Origin of the sequence: Clostridium sp. K04, from assembly GCF_019734375.1 — a bacterium.
In the GTDB taxonomy this organism is placed as follows: domain Bacteria; phylum Bacillota; class Clostridia; order Clostridiales; family Clostridiaceae; genus Clostridium; species Clostridium saudiense.
Genome location: NZ_JAASHD010000004.1, coordinates 52450 through 75022, shown reverse-complemented (window position 1 = coordinate 75022; position 22573 = coordinate 52450). Strand labels below are relative to the sequence as shown.

At 26.3% G+C, this 22573-nt stretch carries 17 protein-coding genes; 4 read left to right on the top strand and 13 right to left on the bottom strand.

Going from position 1 to position 22573, the window contains the following annotated elements; all coding sequences use genetic code 11:
• Positions 1 to 52 precede the first annotated feature (52 nt).
• A complete protein-coding gene (locus tag HCG70_RS03045) occupies positions 53 to 3208 on the bottom strand; it encodes an SNF2-related protein (RefSeq protein ID WP_221697468.1) in 3156 nt (1051 codons plus the stop codon).
• Positions 3209 to 3472: 264 nt separating this feature from the next.
• Positions 3473 to 5809, bottom strand: coding sequence for a glycoside hydrolase family 31 protein (locus HCG70_RS03040; protein WP_042393929.1), 2337 nt, complete (start codon positions 5807 to 5809; stop codon positions 3473 to 3475).
• Between the two features lie 139 nt (positions 5810 to 5948).
• Between HCG70_RS03040 and HCG70_RS03035 the strand changes: the two genes are divergently transcribed.
• Positions 5949 to 6851: an AraC family transcriptional regulator gene (locus HCG70_RS03035; RefSeq protein WP_042393926.1), complete on the top strand. Its 903-nt coding sequence runs from the start codon at positions 5949 to 5951 to the stop codon at positions 6849 to 6851.
• A gap of 38 nt (positions 6852 to 6889) precedes the next feature.
• On the opposite strand, the gene HCG70_RS03030 is transcribed toward HCG70_RS03035, so the two are convergent.
• Entirely contained in the window at positions 6890 to 10135 is a 3246-nt protein-coding gene (locus HCG70_RS03030) for an ABC transporter permease (RefSeq protein WP_221697467.1), read from the bottom strand.
• Positions 10135 to 10839 (bottom strand): ABC transporter ATP-binding protein, encoded by a 705-nt coding sequence (locus HCG70_RS03025; protein ID WP_055291337.1) that lies wholly within the window; start codon positions 10837 to 10839, stop codon positions 10135 to 10137. Before HCG70_RS03025 ends, HCG70_RS03030 begins: the two co-directional genes overlap by 1 nt.
• A 247-nt stretch (positions 10840 to 11086) precedes the next feature.
• Between HCG70_RS03025 and ytaF the strand changes: the two genes are divergently transcribed.
• Positions 11087 to 11725: a sporulation membrane protein YtaF gene (gene ytaF / locus HCG70_RS03020; RefSeq protein WP_042393919.1), complete on the top strand. Its 639-nt coding sequence runs from the start codon at positions 11087 to 11089 to the stop codon at positions 11723 to 11725.
• 121 nt (positions 11726 to 11846) lie between these two features.
• Here ytaF and HCG70_RS03015 read toward each other — a convergent pair whose 3' ends face one another.
• Positions 11847 to 12491, bottom strand: coding sequence for a pentapeptide repeat-containing protein (locus HCG70_RS03015; protein ID WP_055291335.1), 645 nt, complete (start codon positions 12489 to 12491; stop codon positions 11847 to 11849).
• Between the two features lie 161 nt (positions 12492 to 12652).
• Between HCG70_RS03015 and HCG70_RS03010 the strand changes: the two genes are divergently transcribed.
• Positions 12653 to 13195, top strand: coding sequence for an NADH peroxidase (locus HCG70_RS03010; protein ID WP_055275131.1), 543 nt, complete (start codon positions 12653 to 12655; stop codon positions 13193 to 13195).
• A 26-nt stretch (positions 13196 to 13221) separates the two neighbouring features.
• The gene (locus tag HCG70_RS03005; protein WP_055275133.1) at positions 13222 to 13539 is read left to right on the top strand and encodes a DUF1540 domain-containing protein; all 318 of its coding nucleotides are present in this window, start codon (positions 13222 to 13224) and stop codon (positions 13537 to 13539) included.
• A 51-nt stretch (positions 13540 to 13590) separates the two neighbouring features.
• On the opposite strand, the gene HCG70_RS03000 is transcribed toward HCG70_RS03005, so the two are convergent.
• From HCG70_RS03000 to HCG70_RS02965, 8 genes are all read right to left on the bottom strand, one after another.
• Positions 13591 to 14481: a lipopolysaccharide assembly protein LapB gene (locus tag HCG70_RS03000; protein ID WP_221697466.1), complete on the bottom strand. Its 891-nt coding sequence runs from the start codon at positions 14479 to 14481 to the stop codon at positions 13591 to 13593.
• A gap of 178 nt (positions 14482 to 14659) precedes the next feature.
• Positions 14660 to 15373, bottom strand: coding sequence for a PHP domain-containing protein (locus HCG70_RS02995; protein WP_242833215.1), 714 nt, complete (start codon positions 15371 to 15373; stop codon positions 14660 to 14662).
• Between the two features lie 177 nt (positions 15374 to 15550).
• Positions 15551 to 16300: a tRNA pseudouridine(38-40) synthase TruA gene (truA, locus tag HCG70_RS02990; protein ID WP_154820453.1), complete on the bottom strand. Its 750-nt coding sequence runs from the start codon at positions 16298 to 16300 to the stop codon at positions 15551 to 15553.
• A gap of 76 nt (positions 16301 to 16376) precedes the next feature.
• Positions 16377 to 16982 carry a hypothetical protein gene (locus HCG70_RS02985; RefSeq protein ID WP_042393904.1) on the bottom strand — a complete coding sequence of 202 codons (606 nt, stop codon included), beginning with the start codon at positions 16980 to 16982 and terminating at the stop codon, positions 16377 to 16379.
• 107 nt (positions 16983 to 17089) lie between these two features.
• Positions 17090 to 18043, bottom strand: coding sequence for a patatin-like phospholipase family protein (locus tag HCG70_RS02980; RefSeq protein WP_055275140.1), 954 nt, complete (start codon positions 18041 to 18043; stop codon positions 17090 to 17092).
• A 43-nt stretch (positions 18044 to 18086) separates the two neighbouring features.
• Positions 18087 to 19097: a dipeptidase gene (locus HCG70_RS02975; protein WP_221697465.1), complete on the bottom strand. Its 1011-nt coding sequence runs from the start codon at positions 19095 to 19097 to the stop codon at positions 18087 to 18089.
• 195 nt (positions 19098 to 19292) lie between these two features.
• Positions 19293 to 21020 carry a phospho-sugar mutase gene (locus HCG70_RS02970; RefSeq protein WP_042393903.1) on the bottom strand — a complete coding sequence of 576 codons (1728 nt, stop codon included), beginning with the start codon at positions 21018 to 21020 and terminating at the stop codon, positions 19293 to 19295.
• A 151-nt stretch (positions 21021 to 21171) separates the two neighbouring features.
• Positions 21172 to 21777 (bottom strand): 50S ribosomal protein L25, encoded by a 606-nt coding sequence (locus tag HCG70_RS02965; RefSeq protein WP_042393901.1) that lies wholly within the window; start codon positions 21775 to 21777, stop codon positions 21172 to 21174.
• Between the last annotated feature and the right edge of the window lie 796 nt (positions 21778 to 22573).

Here is a 22573-nt window from a genome sequence, read left to right as displayed (position 1 = left end):
TAACTTATAACTCATTAATTTATAATATACTCTTGTTATAAAACTATAGTCTTTATTTAAATAAGTCTAAAATTTCTTCATTTGTTAGCTTTGAAATATTATTTATATTTAAGCTATCATCACTTATAACACTATTAATTATTTCTCTCTTATCTTCCTGTAACTTTATAATATTTTCTTCTATGGTATCTTTTGCAATTAACTTAATAACTTCAACTATATTTTTTTGCCCTATCCTATGAGCTCTATCAGTAGCTTGGTCTTCAATTGCAGGATTCCACCATGGGTCCATGTGCATTACAAATTTTGCAGATGTTAAATTTAATCCTGTTCCTCCAGCCTTTAATGAAATTAAAAATACTTGTGGCTCTTTACTTTCATTAAATTCATTAACTAAGCTTATTCTTTCCTTTGCAACTGTTGTTCCATCAAGATATTTACTTTCAATTCCTCTTTCTATTAATTCTTTTCTTAGTTTTTTTAATACTGATGTAAATTGCGAAAAAACTAATATTTTATATTTACTTTCAATTATATCCTCAATTATATCTATAGCCGTATTAATTTTCCCATTTTTACCGTTATAATTTTCATCTACTAATGATGGATCAAGACATATCTGTCTTAATCTTGTTAAGTAAGAAAAAATAGTAACCTTATCCTCTTCGCCATTTTTAATACTTAGCTTAACGTCTTTCATATAATTTTTATAAGCAAGTCTTTGATCAGATGTCATTTGAACATAATATTTTTTTTCAATTTTTTCTGGTAATTCAGAAATAACGTCTCTTTTCAATCTTCTCAATATAAATGGATTAATAAGAATTTTTAATTCTTCTAGTTCATCTTCATCTCTATGCATAAATTTTTCTTTAAAAGAACTTTCATCAAATAAATATCCTGGCATTATAAAATCAAAAATTGACCATAATTCAACAATAGTATTTTCAATAGGAGTTCCTGTTAAAGCAAATTTAACTTTTGCATTTATTTCTTTAATAACCTTGGTATTTTGCGCTTTAGGATTTTTTATATTTTGTGCTTCATCTATTATGCAATAATCAAAAACTTCATTTTCATAAAAATCTATATCATTTTTAATCGTTCCATAAGTTGTAATCAATACATCAAACTCATTTATGTTCATTAATATTTTTTCTCTAACATTTTTATTTCCATGTACTATTCCTACTTTTATCTGTGGCGCAAATTTTTCAAATTCAGCCTTCCAATTATATAAAAGTGATGTAGGTGCAACTATAAGGCTTTTTTTATTATCCTCTTTTAAATTCTTCTCTTCTAAGAGAAATGAAATAATTTGTATTGTTTTACCTAATCCCATTTCATCAGCTAAAATTCCACCAAACCCTAAATTACTTAAAGCCTTTAAATAATTTACTCCAACTAACTGATAGTTTCTTAATTGTCCATTAAATCCTTTCACTTGACTTATTTCCGTTTCATTACGATTAGATAATTTATCTGCAATATCTTTCACTATCTTATTGCCTCTAATAAAGGATAAATTATTTCCTTCAATGCTATTTTCTAAAAATAAAGCTTTATTTTTATCTACTTCTAATATTCCTTGACTTAAGTCTTTTCTATAAGATAAATTATCAAGCATATTTAGAAAATTCTTCATACCAATATCTTTTAAATTAATTAGTCTACTTTTTTTACTTTTATAATACTTCCTTCCATCTTTTAAAGCTTCTAAAATGTCTTTATATTCACTAAAATCAATATCCTCTATATTAAATTTAAAGTATAAGTTGTCCTCTTCATCTTCAATTATAGCTTCTATATTTTTTGAGTTTAGTAAATTAGATTTTTCAAAACTTTTATTGAAAGTTACTTTAGAAATTAAAGCAAGCTCATTTATTCCTGCAGTTAAAAATTCATAATATTCATAATCATTTCCAATAAAAATATAGTCTTTATTTTTCTTTATAAATCTTAATCTTTCAAGTCTTCTATCAATTTCATCTTCCAAGGTCAAATCTCTAAAAAACTCAATACTATCATTTTCTAAAATATTTATATTCTTACCAAAATAGTTTATTATTGCTTTACACTTAACTAATTTATTTTCTGTAGAAAAACTTAGCTTAGGCTTCCAAAATCTTCTACATATTCTCTTTATTCCTTCTGATAATATAACATCGCTACTAATTTCACTTAAAACTTTTATTACCTTTATTAACTCATTACTTTCTTTAGAATATTCTATCTTTCCTTGTCTTTTAAGTTCCTTCCAAAATCCAAAATAAGAGTTTGCAACACTAATACTTGGTAAATATATTTTTCTATCGTAAAGAAAAACATCAAATTTATTACTCAAAGGTATAGGTAGTTTCTTTTTAGTAGTAAGATTAACACTATCATTTTCTAGTTTCAAAGTAAATGATAATGGTAAATTTTCTTTATACACAAAAGTTTCATAGTTAATATAATCATAATTAAATTTTACTTTTTTATCACTACTAACTAACGATAGGAAGTCTCTAATTTCATTACTTTTTAATCTTAAATATTTACCTTCAATTATTTTAACTTCATCATTTTCTTTAAATCTATCAATTGCAAATGATAAAAGCTCCTTATCACTTTCAGAAAAATACATATTGTAAGGATTAAATAAAAATTCTCCATTAATCCTTAAAGGACTTTTATTTTCCATAGCCTGAAAAAACTCATTTAATTTGGTCACCAAATAAGTACTACCTTCACCAATTCTAAATTGAACATCAAACATAAATATATTTTTTTCTTTAATACTTTTTATATCTAAATCTAATTTTATTTCTTTTTTATAATTATCTGATCTATTTATTTTATTTTGTATTGTATTGTTACTTCTATTACTTTTTTTTATTTTATTTTTAGCAATTATATAAAATGAAAATATGCTTGCTATTATATGTTTACAAACATAATTATTTTTATGTTTTGAAAATTCCTCATAAGTACTACATGTACAAGTTGCACCATTAACTTTTTCATTTTTTAAATTATATTTTATATGACAACTATAGCTTTTAGAGTCATCCTCTTCTTTCACTTTTGAATATATATGATAAACACCATCAATGCTTTTACTTGTCATGCCTGTTACTAATTTTAACTTATGAATTTCTTTACCTTCTTTAATACTAATATTAGATCCTAAAGCCAATACTGCATCTAATAGCTTTCTTAAGTTCATATTTTCACCTCATTATCTTAAAGTAATAAATTATTATAACATATCTTATCATTACAGTTAACACTATTCTTACTAATAAATAAACTTCTAAATTTTATATTTATTATTATAAGTCATGCAAGGTATAATTTTTTTACATAAATATTATTAGTTTCTTTTAAACATAAAAAAGCACCAGTTTTATAAAAACCTAGTGCTTCATAAATTTAAGATGGAAATTTATAAAATTACAAAATGCTATAAAGCATTGTAAGATTAACTAATTTATAATTTAATTTTTAATTTATTATCTATTAATTCAACTTCATTTCCATTAAAGAATACTTTTTTACTACAATCAAAATTATGAACTATAATTTCAATTTCCTTATAGACTTTTTCATATCCTATTTTTTCTTTCATTTCTATATTTAATGCTTCTCCTAACTCAAAGTTAAATTCATATTTATTAAATTTTCCTTCTTTATAATCAAAGCTTTCCCCATCATCAAGGAAATTATTATAATTTCCAATACCCTTTTTATTAGATAAATAAATATTTAAATTTAAACACTCATTATCTTTTTCACCTATATAATTTACATCTTTGCTAGTTGGTATAATTGACATTGCTTTAATATAAATAGGACAAATATCTAAAGGTGCTTCTTTAATAATATATTGCCCACCCTCAAATTCTGTTCCTGTCCAATAATCAATCCAATTATTTCCCTCTGGAAGATAAACTAATTTTTGCCTTGATCCTTGTTCAACCACTGGCGAAACTAATATATTATCACCAAATAAGAATTCATCATTAATTTCATATGTCTTTTTATCATTTTGATAATCATATAATAACGGTCTTATAATTGGAGCTCCATTTTCTTCACATTTGTGCATCATATCATATAAATAAGGAATAAACTTATATCTTAATTTAATATATTTTCTATTAATTTCTTCTGTCTCATTACCAAATGCCCATGGTTCCTGCTCTCTACTACCAATAGTAGAATGATTCCTGAACAATGGTGTAAATGCACCAACTTGAACCCATCTACTTAAAAGCTCAGCTGTACAATCATGTCCAAATCCACCAACATCAGTACCACAAAAAGCCATACCACTAAGCCCAAGATTCATTAGCATTGGTAAAGACATTCTTAAATGTTCCCATGTACTTTGATTATCACCAGTCCAAACTGTAGCATATTTCTGTGTACCAGCATAGCATGCCCTAGTTACTACAAAAGGTCTTTTACCTGTAAATTCTTTAATTCCATCATATGTTGCCTTATCCATCATATGTCCATAAACATTATGAATTTCCTTATGAGTAACTATTGTACCATCATTATCAAAAATTATATCATCAGGTAATGGTCCATTAAAACTAGCTGGTTCATTCATATCATTCCAAATTCCTGCAACCCCTGCATCAATCATTATTTTTTGATTATTTGCCCACCACTTTCTAACATTTGAATTCATAAAATCTGGAAAAACAGAATCTCCTGGCCACACAACATTTTTATATACTATTCCATCTTTATCTGTTGCAAAATATCCATTTTTTATACCTTCATCATAAACCTTATATCCTTTATCTACTTTTACCCCTGGATCAATTATTGTTACAACTTTAAATCCCATTTCCTTTAATTGATTTGTAAAATCTTTAGGATTTTCAAACTTTTTATTATCCCATGTAAACACTCTAAAACCATCCATATAATCAATATCTAAATAAATTGTGTCACATGGTATATTCTTTTTCCTAAAAGTTTTCGCAATTTCTAAAGCTCGTTCTGCCGGTGCGTAAGACCATCTGCATTGCTGATACCCTAATGTCCAAACTTGTGGTAATGGTGTTTTGCCAGTTAAATTAGTATATTCGTTTACAACCTTACTAACTTCTGGTCCATAAATAAAGTAATAATCTAAATTTCCATCCTTCGCTCCAAAATAGTAATAATTTGAGTTTTCCTTTCCCATATCAAAGTGGCTTTCAAAATGATTATCAAAGAAAATACCACATGCTTCTTTATCCTTCATTGTAATTAAAAATGGTATAGATTTGTATAACTGGGCATATGTTTCTCCATGTGGTGTTGGATCATCCGTATTCCAATTTCTATAATGATATCCTTTTTTATTTAATGATCCTGTTCTTTCCCCTAAACCATAAAAATACATATCATTTTCCATTACTTTTGATACATATATTTTATACTCTTCGTGCCCTTCCAATTTATGTCCTTCTTCAGCAGCTAACGAAAAATTTGCTCCTAATCTTCTAAAAGGTTTTCTTTCTCCCCTAAAGTCTCTACATAATGCTTCTCCATTTGATTTAAATATATCAACTTTAAAATCATCGTAAATTCTAATATCTAATAATTTAGTTTTTACATTTAAACATCCTTCATTTTTTTCTACACTAAACTCAATATTTTCACACTTTAAATTTTCTACCGCTTTCGAATTTCTTTCTTTTCTAAAAAATGGTGCAAAAAAGTTTACTACTCTTTCATTAACCATAGTAACAGTACATTGAATATCTTTATAATTTACTAATATTAAATTTCCATTTACTTCATAACCTAATATTTTTCCTAACATAGTACTTCTATCCCCTTTATACCAATTGAATTATTCTATTTAAATACTACTATTATAATGTTATTATAATAATTAGAAATATAAAATACTTGCAGTATACTATCACTAAATAAAACAATACTGCTATACTGGAGATTATATGGATAAATTAGATTTTACAAGATTAAAAGAAAATACTACTCATGGGAATTTTATTTTACCATTTTCTATATATAAGGGTACTATAAGTCCAACTTTTCCTTCAATTGCTGTTCATTGGCATGAAGAAATAGAAGTTATTATAGTTATAGATGGAAGTTGTAATTATAGAATTGATTTAGATTCATTTATAATTAATAAAGGTGATATTTTAATTGTGGGACCTCAAAAACTTCACTCTTTTTCATTAATTAAAGATAATACAATGACTTGGATATCATTTGTATTTAATATGGACATGCTTAAAAGTTCAACTACTGACGGTGCATTACTTAAATATATATCACCAATTTTAAATCATGAGCATGAACTTCCTACTTTTATAAAAGGAACTAGCCCTTGCTATAATACTATATTTAACTTAATAGAAAATATACTTTACTGCTACTACGAAAAGGATATTGCATATGAATTGGAATTAAAATCATTTTTATTTCATTTCTTTGCACTTCTTTATAAAAATAATCTAATTGAACAGCAAATCAATAAAAGCTTATTAACTGTTAATACTATGGATAAAATTAAGTCAGTATTAAATTATATTAATGAACATTATACTGAAGATATTTCTATTAACACATTAGCAAATATTTGTGATTATAGTGAATATCACTTTATGAGATTTTTTAAAAAACATATAGGCTTAACTTGTATTCAATATATAAATAATTATCGCTTAGAAAAAGCTTCTATTTTACTTACTACATCCAATAATGCAATTATGGATATATCTTTAGAAGTAGGATTTGATAACTTATCATATTTTAATAAACTATTTAAGAGAAAATATAATTTAACACCAAAGGAATTTAGACTATTAAACGGTATTTATCTAAAAAATTAAATTAGATGTGTAAAATCTAATTACACATCTAATTTGCTTTAATCTACAGATTTTAATGATTCAACCATTTGGACATTTTTTAATTTATAATACATTGCAAAATTTACAAGTAATGCAAATATCATAGTTAATATTGATGCTATTATAAAACTAAATAATGATATATTTCTTCCAAACATAACGTAATCCATTTCTACAGTTACTATAATAAATTTATGAAATACAACACCTAATCCCAGTCCAACAATTAAACCAATTATAGTTAACAATATATTTTCCCTATATATATAAGCCGAAACTTCCTTATCATAAAATCCTAATACTTTTATTGTGGCTATTTCTCTTATACGTTCAGAAATATTAACATTTGTTAAATTGAAAAGCACTATAAAGGATAATGAACCTGCACATAAGATCATTACAATAACTACTAAATCTAGTGATTTAATTGTATCATCAAAATTTTGCTTAGCGCTTGTATTATTTACAGTTCCAGATATTCCATCCATAGTAATAAATTTATTTGAAACTTCATTTACTAAACTTTCCTTATTTAACTTTAATAGAATACTATTAATTTTAGCATTTTCATTAAATACTTCTTCATAATATTTTTCACTTATATAAATATAATTATTTACATATCTTTCAGCTATTGATCCAATTTTTACTTTTCCTTTTTTATCATTATTATTAGTAATTTCTACTTCATCACCAACTTTAACATTCAATAGCTTTGCAAGCTTTTCAGATATTACAACATTCTCTTCTGTAAGTTCAATAATATCCCCACTTATTCTATTTCTCAATAATTCAAAATTATTAAACTTATCATTATCATTTGAAACAATAAGTGAAACATCTTTACTCATATCCTTAGCTATAACTTTACTATTTTCACTTGTTACAAATAAATAATCTTCTATATTTTCATCTTCACTTATTTCATTTTTTGTACTACTAAACTCTTCATCACTAATATTATTATCAAGATTCAAAGCCATTTCATATTTTGTTAATTCCCCATATTGTTTAGAAACGACAGCCTTAATAGAATCTTTAATACCAAAACCAGTAAGTAACAATGCCGTACTTCCTGCTATTCCTATTACAGTCATTAAAAATCTCTTTTTATACCTAAAAATATTTCTTACAGTAACTTTTCCAATAAAATTAAGTTTATTCCATATAAACGGTATTCTTTCTAATAAAATTCTTTTACCTTCTTTAGGTGCCTTTGGCCTCATAAGTACTGAAGGTGTTTCCATCAATTCAATTCTACAAGCTGCATATGTCGCAAATGTAGTAAGACCTATAGCCGCTACAAAAACAAGAATTGCAAGTGGAATATTAATAACATAGTTAACATTAGGTAAAATATATAATATTTTATAGGCATCTATTATTATAAGTGGAAGTACTGTAAACCCTAATACAACACCTATAATACATCCAATTGTACTAGCTAACAATGCATATACTATAAATTTTTTAGCTATGCTACCTTTGCTATATCCTAATGCCTTTAAAGTACCTATATTTACTCGTTGCTCATCAACCATTCTAGTCATTGTTGTTAAACAAACTAAGGCTGCAACAATAAAGAAAAATACTGGGAATACATTGGATAATTTATCAATACTCTTTGCATTATTTTCAAAATCCACATAAGAATAATGAGATTTTCTATCTAATACATATAATTCTGGCTTTTTAATTTTTGCAATTTCCTCTTCAGCTTTCTTAATCTCTTCTTCTGCTTTAGCTAGCTCTTCATTTGCCAACTTTTCTTTTTCTAAAAGCTCCTTTTCACCTTCTTGAATCTTTGTTTTACCTTCAATTAATTGTGCTTTTGCTTCTTCTAATTGAGCTATTCCACTATTTTGAGCTTCAATTAAAGAATTCTTAGAGGAATTTATTGCTTCTCTTCCTGTTGCAAGCTGAATCTGTACAGATTTAAGGCTCTCTTCCTGTTTTACCAATTCCTCTTTTTTTTCTTCAAGTTGTGCTTTTCCTTCACTTAATTTATCTATCCCTTGTTGTACTAAAAAATTAATACTATTTATTTCTTGAGTAATTCTTTCTTTTTCTTCTTGTGATAATTCTTCATTACTTAAAGCTTGTTCTAAACTATCTTTTTGTTTTTTTAACTCATTTAATTTTTCTTCAGATTCTTTTATATTTTCCTCTGCTTTTACAAAACCTTCTTCAGCTACTTTTTTTGCATCATTAAATGTACTTAACCCAATATTATACTCTTCTTCTTTTTGATTCAACTCTTCTTCTGCAACATTAATTTTTTCTTTTCCTAATTTTATAGAATCTTTTAATTGTTGTTCTTTAGTACTTATTTCACTTTCAGCTTGAACTAATGTATTTTTAGAATTTTCTATTTCTTTCTTTGCATCATCAATTTGTTGTAATGCTTCTGATTTTTTATCTTCATATTCCTTTTTACCATTATCTAGCTCTACATTAGCAGAATCTATTACTTCAGCATATCTTCTATTATTTATTTTAGATGAAATATCTTCTATTGAAGCAGTTGTTTTATCTATTATATCAAAATATTTACTTTCATAAGAATTAATATTCCTTGCGCCATCAACCGTTGCATAAACCTCTGTATAAATATCACTTTTAAAATTATTTTCATTTATATACATATAAGTTTTAACATTCCCGTTACCTATTGTACTGCTTCCAATTTGATTACTTAAGTAATATGGTGTTTCTACTATTCCTACTATTTCATATTCATCATTTTCTAATGACTCATTAATATCAGTATTATCCCCAGAAAAAAGTGTTATCTTGTCACCAATTTTCATATTTAAACTTTTAAATTTTTCATTTGCAATTACACATTCATTTTCATTTGTAGGAAGTCTTCCTTCTACTACATTAAGCCTATTAATGTAATTTTCATTACTATCATTTAAATTATCACTTGGCAAACTATGAATTCTTATTACAACTTCTTCTGAACCATGCTTTGACAATACATCTATAGTCTTACTTGGATAAACTCCTAAGACACCTTCTATATTTTTAATATCATTAACATCATTATCACTTAAACCTAATGTCGATATTATTTTTAAATCCATTAAATTATAATCATCATAATATTTATCAGCTGTACTTTTCATATCAATTGGTGCAATTTTAACACCAGTAAATAGCATTACTCCCAACGCAATTATAGATGCAATTGAAATAAATCTTCCTTTAGATTTTTTGATATCTCTAAAAATATCTTTCCATAAAGCATTTTTTATCATTACCATTCAATCCTTTCAACAGGAGTTGGGTTTTCATTTATGGTTACCTTTTGTATTTTTCCATTCCTAACTTCTATAACCTTATCCCCCATAGGCGTTAATGCTAAATTATGTGTAATTATAATAACAGTTACCCCTTTTTTTCTACAAGTATCTTGTAGCAATTTTAAAATAGCTTTACCTGTATTATAATCTAATGCTCCTGTAGGCTCATCACATAATAAAAGTTTTGGATTTTTTGCTATAGCTCTTGCTATTGCAACTCTTTGCTGCTCACCACCTGATAATTGAGATGGGAAATTATTTTTTCTATTAGCTAATCCTACTGAATCTAATACTTTATCAATATCTAAAGGATTTTTTGATATTTGGATTGCTAATTCTACATTTTCACGAGCTGTTAAATTTTGAACTAAATTATAAAATTGAAATACAAATCCTATATCATATCTTCTATATGTAATTAGTTCCTTTTGCGAATACTTACTTATTTCATTATTATCAACAATTACTTGTCCTGATGATACCGTATCCATACCACCTAAAATATTTAGTATTGTAGATTTTCCTGCTCCACTGGCTCCTGCAACAACTACAAATTCACCTTTATTAACAGAAAAATCAACACCACTTAATGCTTCAATTTCTACTTCTCCCATTTTATACTTCTTTTTTACATTTTTAAACTGAATATATCCCGACATCTTTGCCACCCCTTTTCAATTCATAATTTATGTCATATCTTAGTATATATTATTTGGTTATCTTAAACAATAATTATAAATTTCTTTAATTATTTATTAATTTTTTGTTATTATATCTGGAAATAATTGTATTTTTATATAAACATACTATGCTATTTATCGGATTTTAAAAGTTTTTTTGTCTAAGTAACTAACTTTTTATCTTTGAATATACTAATTAATATAATTATGAAATAAGGAGCAACATATGTTTATATTCTCTTCTATTTTATTAGCATTTTCAGCAAGTTTGGACAGCTTAATTATTGGAATTGCTTATGGAATAAAAAAAATTAGAATCAAATTTAGTATAAATATAATCATAGCTTTAATAGTTACTTTAGGTACATTTTTATCTATGCTTCTTGGTGCTATATTAGGCAACTTTATTCCCGGATATATTTGCAATTATATAGGTGCAATACTTTTAATTGCAGTTGGAATTTGGATGACAATAGATTATTATAAAGATCAAAAAAGCCTTAGTAGTGATACAACAGATAGTGATGATATAAATAATGATTTAATAGATTCTTTAAATTATGATGAAATATTAACTAAAAACAAAACAGCAGACATAGATGGTTCTGGTAATATTGAATTAAAAGAGGCTGTTTCTCTAGCATTAGCTTTAAGTATAAATAACTTTGCATTAGGTATTGGTGCAAGTATGTCTGGAATTAGTATACCACTTACAACTGCCTTTACTTTTATATTTAGTGTTTTAATTTTAATCATTGGTTTTAAAATAGGTAACAGCTTCCTTTCTAAGATTTTTGGTAAATATTCTGGATTATTATCTGCACTAATAATAATTTTAATGGGTGTTTTCCAACTATTTTTTTGATTTTTAAAGTAATTAAAATTATTATTTTAATTATAAAAAAAGAAATATTATATCTACGAAAATTTTAAAATTTTCCCATCGATATAATATTTCTTTTTGAATTTTATCTTAAATTATACATTTATACTAATTCTTTTTTTATCATTCTTATAATATAACTTATTGTATAAAAGTCTCTATCTATTTTGGATTTTATTTTATCAAATCCTTGAATCAATTCACTTTCGCTAAAGTTTTCTAACAAAATCATTAATGTTAATGTATTAATTCCACCATCTTTAGTATCAAATATTCTTGAGTTTTTAACAAATATATTTTCCATGAAATCTTCTAAAGCTGCTTTTAATTCTACACTTAACTCCATTACTGGCATTTCATCAAAAATTCTTACACCTTCTAATTCTTTATTAAAATTTCTAGCCTTCTCTAATTTACATCCTAAAAATATTGTATTCTCAAATATAGCTTCTTTAAAATCTGCACCATCTAAATTTGCACCCTCAAAAATGGCATTTTTGAATTTTGAATTTTTAAATTTACTATTTTTTAAATTAGTTCCAATAAATTCCGTCCCCTCAAAACTTCCCTTAATAAAACTACAAGTTTTAAAATGAGCACCTCTAAAAGTCGCAAAATTAAAATTAGAATTTGAAAAATTGCAATTATAGCAATTACTTCTTTTAAAGTTTTTATACATAAAATTCTTATCTTTTTTTTCTACATTATTATAATGAAAATTTTCGCTTCCGCTATTATCTTTTGCCATCTTTTTCTCCTCTTACTATATAGTATATCCTACAATATTATATATTTTTAGATCAAAAGTCAATTAAATATTCTAAATTTTTCAAATGAATATTAAATTTCATGCGTGAAATAATAATATAGATGTTTATTGTTTATATGATATTAAGGAGGTATTTTTAATTGAAAAAATTTATTTGTACAATATGCGGGTACGTTCATGAAGGCGATACTCCACCAGAAGTCTGTCCAGTATGTAAAGCACCTGCCAGTAAATTCGAAGAAATGAAAGGTGATATGGCTTGGGCTGATGAACATAGAATTGGCTTAGCTGAAGATGTTGATGAAGAAATCATCGAAGGATTAAGAGCCAATTTTACCGGCGAATGTACCGAAGTTGGTATGTATTTAGCAATGTCACGTGCTGCAGATCGTGAAGGTTATCCAGAAGTTGCAGAAGCATACAAAAGAATTGCTTATGAAGAAGCTGATCATGCTAGTAGATTTGCAGAAATGTTAGGTGAAGTTGTTTCTCCAAGCAGTAAAGCTAACTTACAAGCAAGGGTTGAAGCTGAATTTGGAGCATGTGATGGAAAGAAGAAACTTGCTACTTTGGCAAAACAACATAACTTAGATGCTATCCATGATTCAGTCCACGAAATGTGTAAGGATGAAGCAAGACATGGAAGAGCATTTAAAGGCTTATTAGACAGATATTTTAGTTAATAATTTATTTTTAAGGAGATATAAAAATGGCAAAAATTAATTGTGATGTATGTAATTGTTCATATAACAATTCAGGAGTTTGTTTTTCAAATCGTGTTGATATAGGCGGAATGGCTTCATCAACTGAAAACGATACATGTTGTGGGTCTTTTTTAGATAAAAAGCATTATAGTGATCTTACTAACTCTTCAGAAAGTTCAGGTCCTTGCGATTGTTTAGTTTGTAAAGTAAGTAGTTGTGAACATAATGAAAATTGTCTTTGTACCCTTTCTTCTATTCAAGTAAATGGCTCTGAAGCAAATCTTTATACTGAAACTAACTGTGGAAGTTTCGATAAAAAATAATAATTTAGGCAAATGATATCTATAAATTTTATCATTTGCCTTTTATGTATTCTATTCTATTTCTCTATTTTCTTCATTTTTCTCTAAATCAATAATTAAATTTTTAATTTCTTCACTATCTAAACTATCATCAATTATTTCCTTAAAGTATTCAATTGCTTCACTATTTCTACCCTGTCTTAACAATTCATAAGCATATTCTTCAATAACTCTATTATCCTCAGGTTCTAAAGTATTTGCTTTTATTAAATACTCCTCAATACAATCATATTTTTTCAACTCTTTACAACATATAGCTAATGCAAAATAATTTTCACCATCATCCTTATTTATTTCTATAGCTTTATTAAAATACATAATTGCTTTTTCAAAATTTTTATTATTTGCTTCATAAATCCCAAGCCCTGTATAAGATCTACCACATTTATCATTTGCTTGGATTGATTCTACTAATGCTTCTTTTCCTAATTCACTATTATTTAAATCAATTAAATATGTCCATCCAATTATACACTTAAAATTTGAAATTTGTATATTATCACATTCATATTTTTCCATGTAATCAATACATCTATTTATTGCATCTACATAAAGCTTTTCTCTAATATCTAATTCTATTAAAAATGTATTAGCTAAATATTGTTCTTCCTCTTCTTTTAAGACTCTTTCAAAGCATCTTCTACTTTCAGCATAAAGTCCTAGTTCTAATAAAGCTTCACCTTTTACATTATATCCATAAACAATATAATCACATCCTAATTCAAAGGCTAAATCTATAGCTGCAATTGCCTCTTCAAAACACCCCTGAACTAAATAACAATGTCCAGTATATATTAAATATTCTGGATTCCCATTCTTTTTAAATCCATCACTTGCATATTTCATAGCTTCCTGAATATCACAAGCTAAAATTTCATTAAATGTTTCTTCAATATTTTCCATGATTTCTTCTTCCTTATCTAATTATTTATATTAATTATCTTTGCCATATTTTATATAGTCTATAATTATATAATTATGTAATCTTATAATTTTCTCTCTTTAAAAATTATAAAGCAAATATATAACAAAAAGCTATCTTTTATTATATATCAAAAGATAGCTTATAAATTAATTTTATTTAAATTTTAAATTCAGTATTTTTATCATAAGTATCAGCTTTTAATAAATATCTCTTTAATATCTTTGAAGAAAATATTTTAAAATTAAGTGCGGAGTTTATTTCAATAGTATAATCATTATTTTTGATACACTCTTTAAGTTCTTTAATTGTTTTACATTCTTTATTTAAACTAGTATATATTCCTCCAAGTTGGACTGGAGTATGACTATCACTGCCAGTTATTATATTTAAGCCTAACTCTTGAGATAAATTAATAACTTCATCTCTGGCAATTCCTTCACCTTTTTTAAATATATCTTTTCCATTTAAATCTAATGCATCAAGTCTTTTTAATAATTCATGAGGATGCTTACATAATTTATGTCCTCTTCTACATGGATGTGCACCTATTTTTAGTAAATTAAATACTTCTGCTAAATCCAATAATTCCTCTAAATCAATTAAGTTCTCTTTTTCCCTAAAAGTTTCAAGGGACTTATATATATTTACTATGCTTTCTCTATCCCCACAAAGTATCACATGACCTTTGTTTTTCACACTTACTTCCATAGCTGGGAATACTGAAATACCATCGATAATATATCTATCTCCATCATAAGTATAGTTTTTTTCTAAGAAATCATAAATTACTAAAAAATCCTTAGCATTAAAATGCTCACATAAAACTATAGCATCTAATCCATTATCTTTTGAAAAGTATATCTCATTCATAAAAAAATCTTTATTGAAATCTTTCCGCTTGCTTAACAAACCATGGACATGAAAATCCACATTCATTTATTTTTCACACCCTCAATTAATTTATACTTTTCTAGGTATAATAAAACAACCTATATTCATTAGTATATTAATTTTCCTTCTTTTATGTTAATTATTATGATAAATTTTTTAATAATTTACTTCCTTCATACAAAGTCCTTTTGCTGGTGCTTTTACTGCAAGTTCACTTCTTTGTTTAGATTGAAGCATTTTTTTAATATCCTCAGGTTCTATTTGCCCCTTACCAACATTTATTAATGTTCCACTTAATATTCTAACCATGTTTATTAAAAACCCATTCCCGTTGTATTCTATTTTAATAATATTATCTTTTTCTGTAATATTTATATAATTAATAGTCCTAACAGTAGATTTTTTTGATTTATCTTTTACACCACTAAACCCTTTAAAATCATGAGTTCCAATAAAATATTTACTTGCCTCTTTCATTTTTTCAATATTTAATTGTCCCTCAACATGATAAGCATATTTCTTAATAAAAACATTTGCAAATCTATTATTATCAATAGTATATACATAAGTCTTTGAAATAGCATTTAATCTTGAATGAAATCTATCACTTACATCTCTTAATGAAATTACTGATATATCTTCTGGTAAAAACTCGTGTAAGTACTTCGACATATCCTTAATATTTTTGTTACTATTAGTTTTAAAATTTGCAGTATACTTATCTGCATGAACTCCAGTATCAGTTCTTCCACATCCAATTACTTGAATTTCTTCTCCTGTCATTTTAGATAAAACATTCTCAATTTTTCCCTGTATGGTAGATACATCCATTCCTTTTATATTTTGCTTTTGCCACCCCTTATATCTTGATCCATCATATTGAATTGTCATTCTTATATTTCTCATATTTTATCTCTCTTTTCTTTAAATTTAAACATTAGTAGATTTTACTTCTTATATTTTGAAAATTGATTTTAATTTCCTATCTATTCTTAAGTTTAAAACCTTCTTTGTAGTTAACAACCTTAACATTAAGTACATTTAACAACTTTTCTAAACTTTTAACTTGATTTATATATTCAATCTTTCCACTAGCAAGTAAATTATTAATATTATTTATAATATCTTGTTTTTCATCTTCTCCTAAGCGTCTCTTAGTTTTAATTACAGCTCTATTTATGAATGTTAGTGTTTCCCAAATTTGTTCATTTGTTATTTTACTAAAATCATTTATTACTCTAGTATATCCTACTCGTCTATTATTTGGAGGATATGCTTCTTTAAAGAACTCTAAAAAATAGTTCATTTCCTTAGGATCTTTATTTTCAACAAACTTCCCTAATGCTGATTTTAATTGATTTTTTAAATACATGATAGTATTTGCTTTTACAATTGTATTCATTTCCTCTATACTCTTATAAATTACATTATATATTTCTTGAATTTTATCACTTTCTAACCCCTCTTTTGCTAGAGGTTTTATTTTTTCTATTGCTTCTAATATGTTCTTTTTAGAATTTAATTCTTTTCCACATAGTTCGTTTAAAATTTCTTTTCCTGTCAATTCTTTTAAATTATTCTCTTCCATCCTTAGTTTCCTACCTTAATTATTTTCTTTTATTAATAAAATATTGATATGATACTATAAACATTGCACCATATCAATATTCACTATTATATTAATATTTCAATAAACTAATGTCTATTTCTATTTATTAGTTCTTTATTATATTCTTCATGCTTTTTTATTAGTTTTTTAATATCTTTTCCTTTTATCATATCAATTATCATTGGTGCAAGTATAGTTAGTGCATCTCTATACCCTAGTTCAATATGTTGATTTAATGCACTTGGTCTAATATTTAAAGAACCAATTCCTTCTATAAGCTCTAATTGTGTTGAAGGATATATTTCAATAATATTTGTATTTTCAAAACCTTCTCTATTCAAATCTTCCTTATAAGATAAATGAACAACTATAATAATATCACAATTATGATCTTTTAGTGGAGCAATTGGAACATTATCTACATTAGGTTCCCTATACTGTGGGTTATTTACTCCCCCATCAGCATATCTATATTCATCAATTTCAATTGGTTTAAATAAAAATGGTACTGCACATGATGCTATGCAAATATCTAATGCCTTTTTGTCATCGTAATCATTAAGCTTAAAATACTCAGGTTTTTCTAAATCAATATTATAAGCACAAGCATATAATATTTTTTTACTTTGTCTAATTACATTAAAATCAACATAATCTTCAATAAAACTCCTTATACCACTTTGTGATAACAAACCAATATCATTTTTTTTGAATAAGTCAGCTAGCTTTTTTTCTTTATCTACAGTATCCTCTCTTTTAATTAATTTCTTTATATTAATATCCCTTATTTTATTTTCATTATTAATAAATCTCGAATAAGAAATATTAGACCAACTCTTATCCATAACATTTCCATCATTCATAGAAAGCATAAGGCCATTAATTGTACCTATTGATGTACCTGAAACTACACTAACCCTTCTTATTATATCTAATTCCCAAAGTGCTTTAAATACTCCAGCTTCATACGCACCTTTAGCTCCACCACCAGCTAAAACTAATCCTATATTTAAATCAAATAATTTTTCAACATCTATCAACTAAGATCATCATCCTTAATACTAATAATAATTATTATACACTTTATAATAATTCCTTATATAAATTCATAGTATTCTTATAAAATATTTTTTCTACCTCTTCATAAGTAAAATCATTATTCAAAAGCGCTTCTGCCAATAATTGAATTTGTGATGCATCCTTAATTTCTAATGTACTTTGTATTCCATCAAAATCTGTGCCTAATGCAATTACATCTATTCCACCTACATTTTTAATATGCTTAATGTGTTTTACCAAATCTTCTATATAAGTAAAAGTTAGATCTGTATGAGGCGTTGGCATAACAAAATTTGAACAAAAATTAATACCTACAACTCCACCCTTATCAGCAAGCTTCCTTATCATATCATCAGTTAAATTTCTAACAACATTTGTAACAGCTCTTGCATTACTATGACTTGCTACAAATGGTTTTTTGCTATATTTTAGAACATCATAAAATCCAGCATCAGATAAATGAGAAACATCTACTATAATCCCTAATCGTTCCATTTCTCTTAATAATTCAACTCCAAATGCTGTAAGTCCAAATTCAGTATTAGGAGTTATAAGGTCTACTTTTTCAGTTATATTTCCACATGCATCAATCTTAAATTTAAAGTTTGGAAAACCTACTCCATTTATGTGATTCCATGTTAATGTTATAAGTCTAACCCCTTGTTCATAAACCGTTTTTAAGTTTATAAGAGAACCTTCTAATGCTCCTGCATCTTCTATTGTTAATAATGAACCTATTTTATTCTCATTAGCACACATAGATATATCTTCATATGAATAAACAGGCTTAATTATATCTCTGTTTTCCTCTAACTCTTCGTAATAAACTTGTATCATTTCTTGCAAGGTTTTATAGGGATTTTTATATTTTTTTATATCTATAAACATTGCAAAATTTTGAAGTAAATAATCTCCCTTTATTAGTTTATTTATATCTACATGTAAATTATTTTCTTTCAATTCATATTTATTTCCTAAAAGTCTATTTTCATAGATTTCTCCTATAGTATCACAATGCATATCAACAACTCTCATTCCCATTTTCCTCCAGATAAATATCTACCTTAATTATACCATATATAACTTCATATGAAAAAAGTACCACATCTATACCTGTAAACTAAATCTAATACTCAGAATAATTTATAAAATATAATTAACCTAAATTCAATTAATTTTTATAAAAAAAGTTGTTACATTCTTAAGAATGCAACAACTTCTACCTTTATATTAAGCTAATTTTTCATTTATTATTTCCATAACTTTTTCGTTAAATCTCTTTAACTTTTCTTCAGCATTAGTTAAGCTTTCACCTTTAACAGCTGAATAAACTTTCATTTTTGGTTCTGTACCTGAAGGTCTAACTACAAATGATGAACCATCAACTAAAATATATTTTAATACATTTGATTTTGGTAAGTTAATAACTTCTTCAGAAGCATTTACTAAATCTTCCTCTTTGCTTAATTTATAATCAAGTCTTTTTGCAATTTTAACACCATCAACTTCTGTTAAAGCTGTTTCTCTTAGTAAATCTAAACACTTACCTATTTTTTCTTGACCTTCTTTTCCTTGTAACTCAATTGAAATTAAGTCTTCTTTGAAGAATCCAACTCTATTATAAAGTTCAATTAATGCTTCATATAAAGATTTTCCTTGCTCTTTATAGTAAAGTGTCATTTCTGCTATTAACATTGAAGCTATAACAGCATCTTTATCTCTAACAAATTCTCCAGCTAAATATCCATAACTTTCTTCAAATCCAAATAAATATTTTTTATCTCCATTTTCTTGGAATTGTCTTATTTTTTCTCCAATATATTTGAATCCAGTTAATACGTCCATTATTTCAACGCCATAGTAGTTAGCTATAGCTCTTGCACCTTCAGAAGTTACGATAGTCTTAATAACAACACCGTTTGAAGGTAATTTACCTTCTTCCTTAAGAGATGATAATATATAATCTGTTAACAATAAACCAGTTTGATTACCTGTTAATACTTTATATTCTCCACTATTTTCCTTAACAACAACACCAATTCTATCACAATCTGGGTCAGTACCAAATATTATATCTGGGTTGCTTGTTTTAGCCATTTCTAAAGCTAATTCAAATACTTGAGCATTTTCTGGATTTGGGTAAGAAGCAGTTGGGAAATTACCATCTGGCATTTCTTGTTCTTTAACAACTTCTACATTCTCATATCCTAATTCTTTTAATACTCTTCTTACTGGCATATTACCACTTCCATGAATTGGAGTGTAAATAACTTTTAAATCTTTAGCCTTTTCTTTTACTAATTCTGTTCTAATAGTAAGAGCTTTTACTTCTTCAAGATAAGCCTTGTCTACATCTTCACCTATATATTCTAAAAGATTATCTTTTAATGCTTCTTCTAAAGCAATAGTCTTTATATCTTCATAGTTTACTATACTATTAACTTCCCCTATTATTAACCCCGCCTTTTCATCAGTAACTTGACCACCGAATTCGTCATAAACCTTATATCCATTATATATTTTAGGGTTATGTGAAGCAGTAATTACTATTCCACCTTGACAATTTAAATGTCTTACAGTAAATGAAAGCATTGGCGTTGGTCTTAGGCTTTCAAATAAAAATACCTTTACATTATTTGCACAAAGTGTTAATGCTGCAGCTTCAGCAAACTCTTTTGACATGTTTCTTGAATCATATGCAATTGCAACCTTTGGAGCTTCAAAATTTTTATTTAAATAGTTAGCAAATCCTTGAGTTGCCTTTGATACTGTATAGACATTCATTCTGTTAGTTCCAGCACCTATAACCCCTCTTAGACCACCTGTACCAAAATCTAATTCCTTATAAAATCTATCTTCTATTTCCTTTTCATCTGTAATGCTTCTTAATTCTTCTTTTATTGTTTCTGATATTACTTTTGAGTTTAACCACTCATTATACTTCTCTTTGTAATCCATATTATCCCTCCTAAACATTTTCAGTAGTCCATACATTAGTTATTATATACCAAAATCTTATAAATTTAAATAAAAAAATAAGAGTTATCTTTAAAATTATTTATAACTCTTATTTTTAGTATATTTTTTATTCTATTTTTAATATATTTTTTTATTCTGCAACATCTTTTACATCAGCATCTTCTGCTTCTTCCATATCTCTACTAACTGTATTTCGTTCATAGCTAATAGATGCAATTACTGAATTTAAATCATCTAATACTGATATTTCTGATGCCACTTCTAAATCCCCAAATTTATAAACAGATCCAACAGTTCCTGTACCTATATTAAAATCTATATATTTAGGTATTGAATCAACTGTACATTCAACCTTTACACTATCCTTTTCTTTTTGTAATACAATTCCCTTCTTATTTAGGAACTCTTCTCCTATATAATGAATTGGAACTGAAGAAACAACTTTTTCTGCTCCGTTTACTTCTTCTAAATCTAAATGAATAATTTTGTTAGTTACAGGATCTTTTTGAACTTCTTTAATTAATCCTTTATGTTTTTCTCCATCTAAACAAAAATCAAGAACTCCATGTTGCCCATTTCTTGCTACTTCATGAGCTAATTCAAGTTCTCCAACTTCAAATAATAAGTTCTTTATTGCCTTACCATATAAAACTCCTGGAACCTTTCCATTTTTTCTCGCTTTCTTTGCACTATTTGGAACATCTATAGATCTTCTATTAATTTCTAAATCTGACATTTCACATTACCTCCTGTTTTTAAACTCTCTTAGGTATTTTTGCCAAGAATTTAATAATTTATACATCTAACTTGCTAAATTATGTGTGTTTTTTACCTTACATACATTTTTAATAATATTTATAAAACTTTAAATAAACTACAAATTTATCAACTAATAATAATTTACTTTTTCCTATTTTTATATATTTTTATCTATTTTTTTCATCTTTATGCATATAATAATATTATTTGAGTTACTGTTTATAGTGATATATGGATTAGGTATTTATATAACTGCTATAGACAAATGTTTATTTTATGATAAAATTATGGAGTGGTATACTAAATAATTAGCAAAGGATGTGATTATTATAGTAATACAGCAGAAAAAAATTTCATAAAAGCGCCAGAACTTAAGTGAAGCTCTGAATTTTAATTCGGCACGCTGAACTTACTCAGTTTAATCTGAGTTTCCTTAATGAAAAGGAAACTCCTACTATCGTAGGAGCAAGTTCGCCTAACCAAATCGAAGATTGCTTTGGAAAAGGAAACTCCTACTATCGTAGGAGTAAGTTCGCCTAACCAAATCGAAGATTTGGAGGCTCACTTAAGTTGACGAGGATGGGGAGTATCGAATTCTTCGGCGGGTGCCCCACGGTATCGCACTACCGTTAACAACTAGTAAAACTACAAAGTGATTTGTAGCACAATCCTAGTTTGGTGTTAAAACCTTCATTGTGTTTTTAGAGGTCCTAGTATTAGTATACCCTTTTTAAATACTATCCTTTAATTATCATAATAAATCAAAGTAAAAT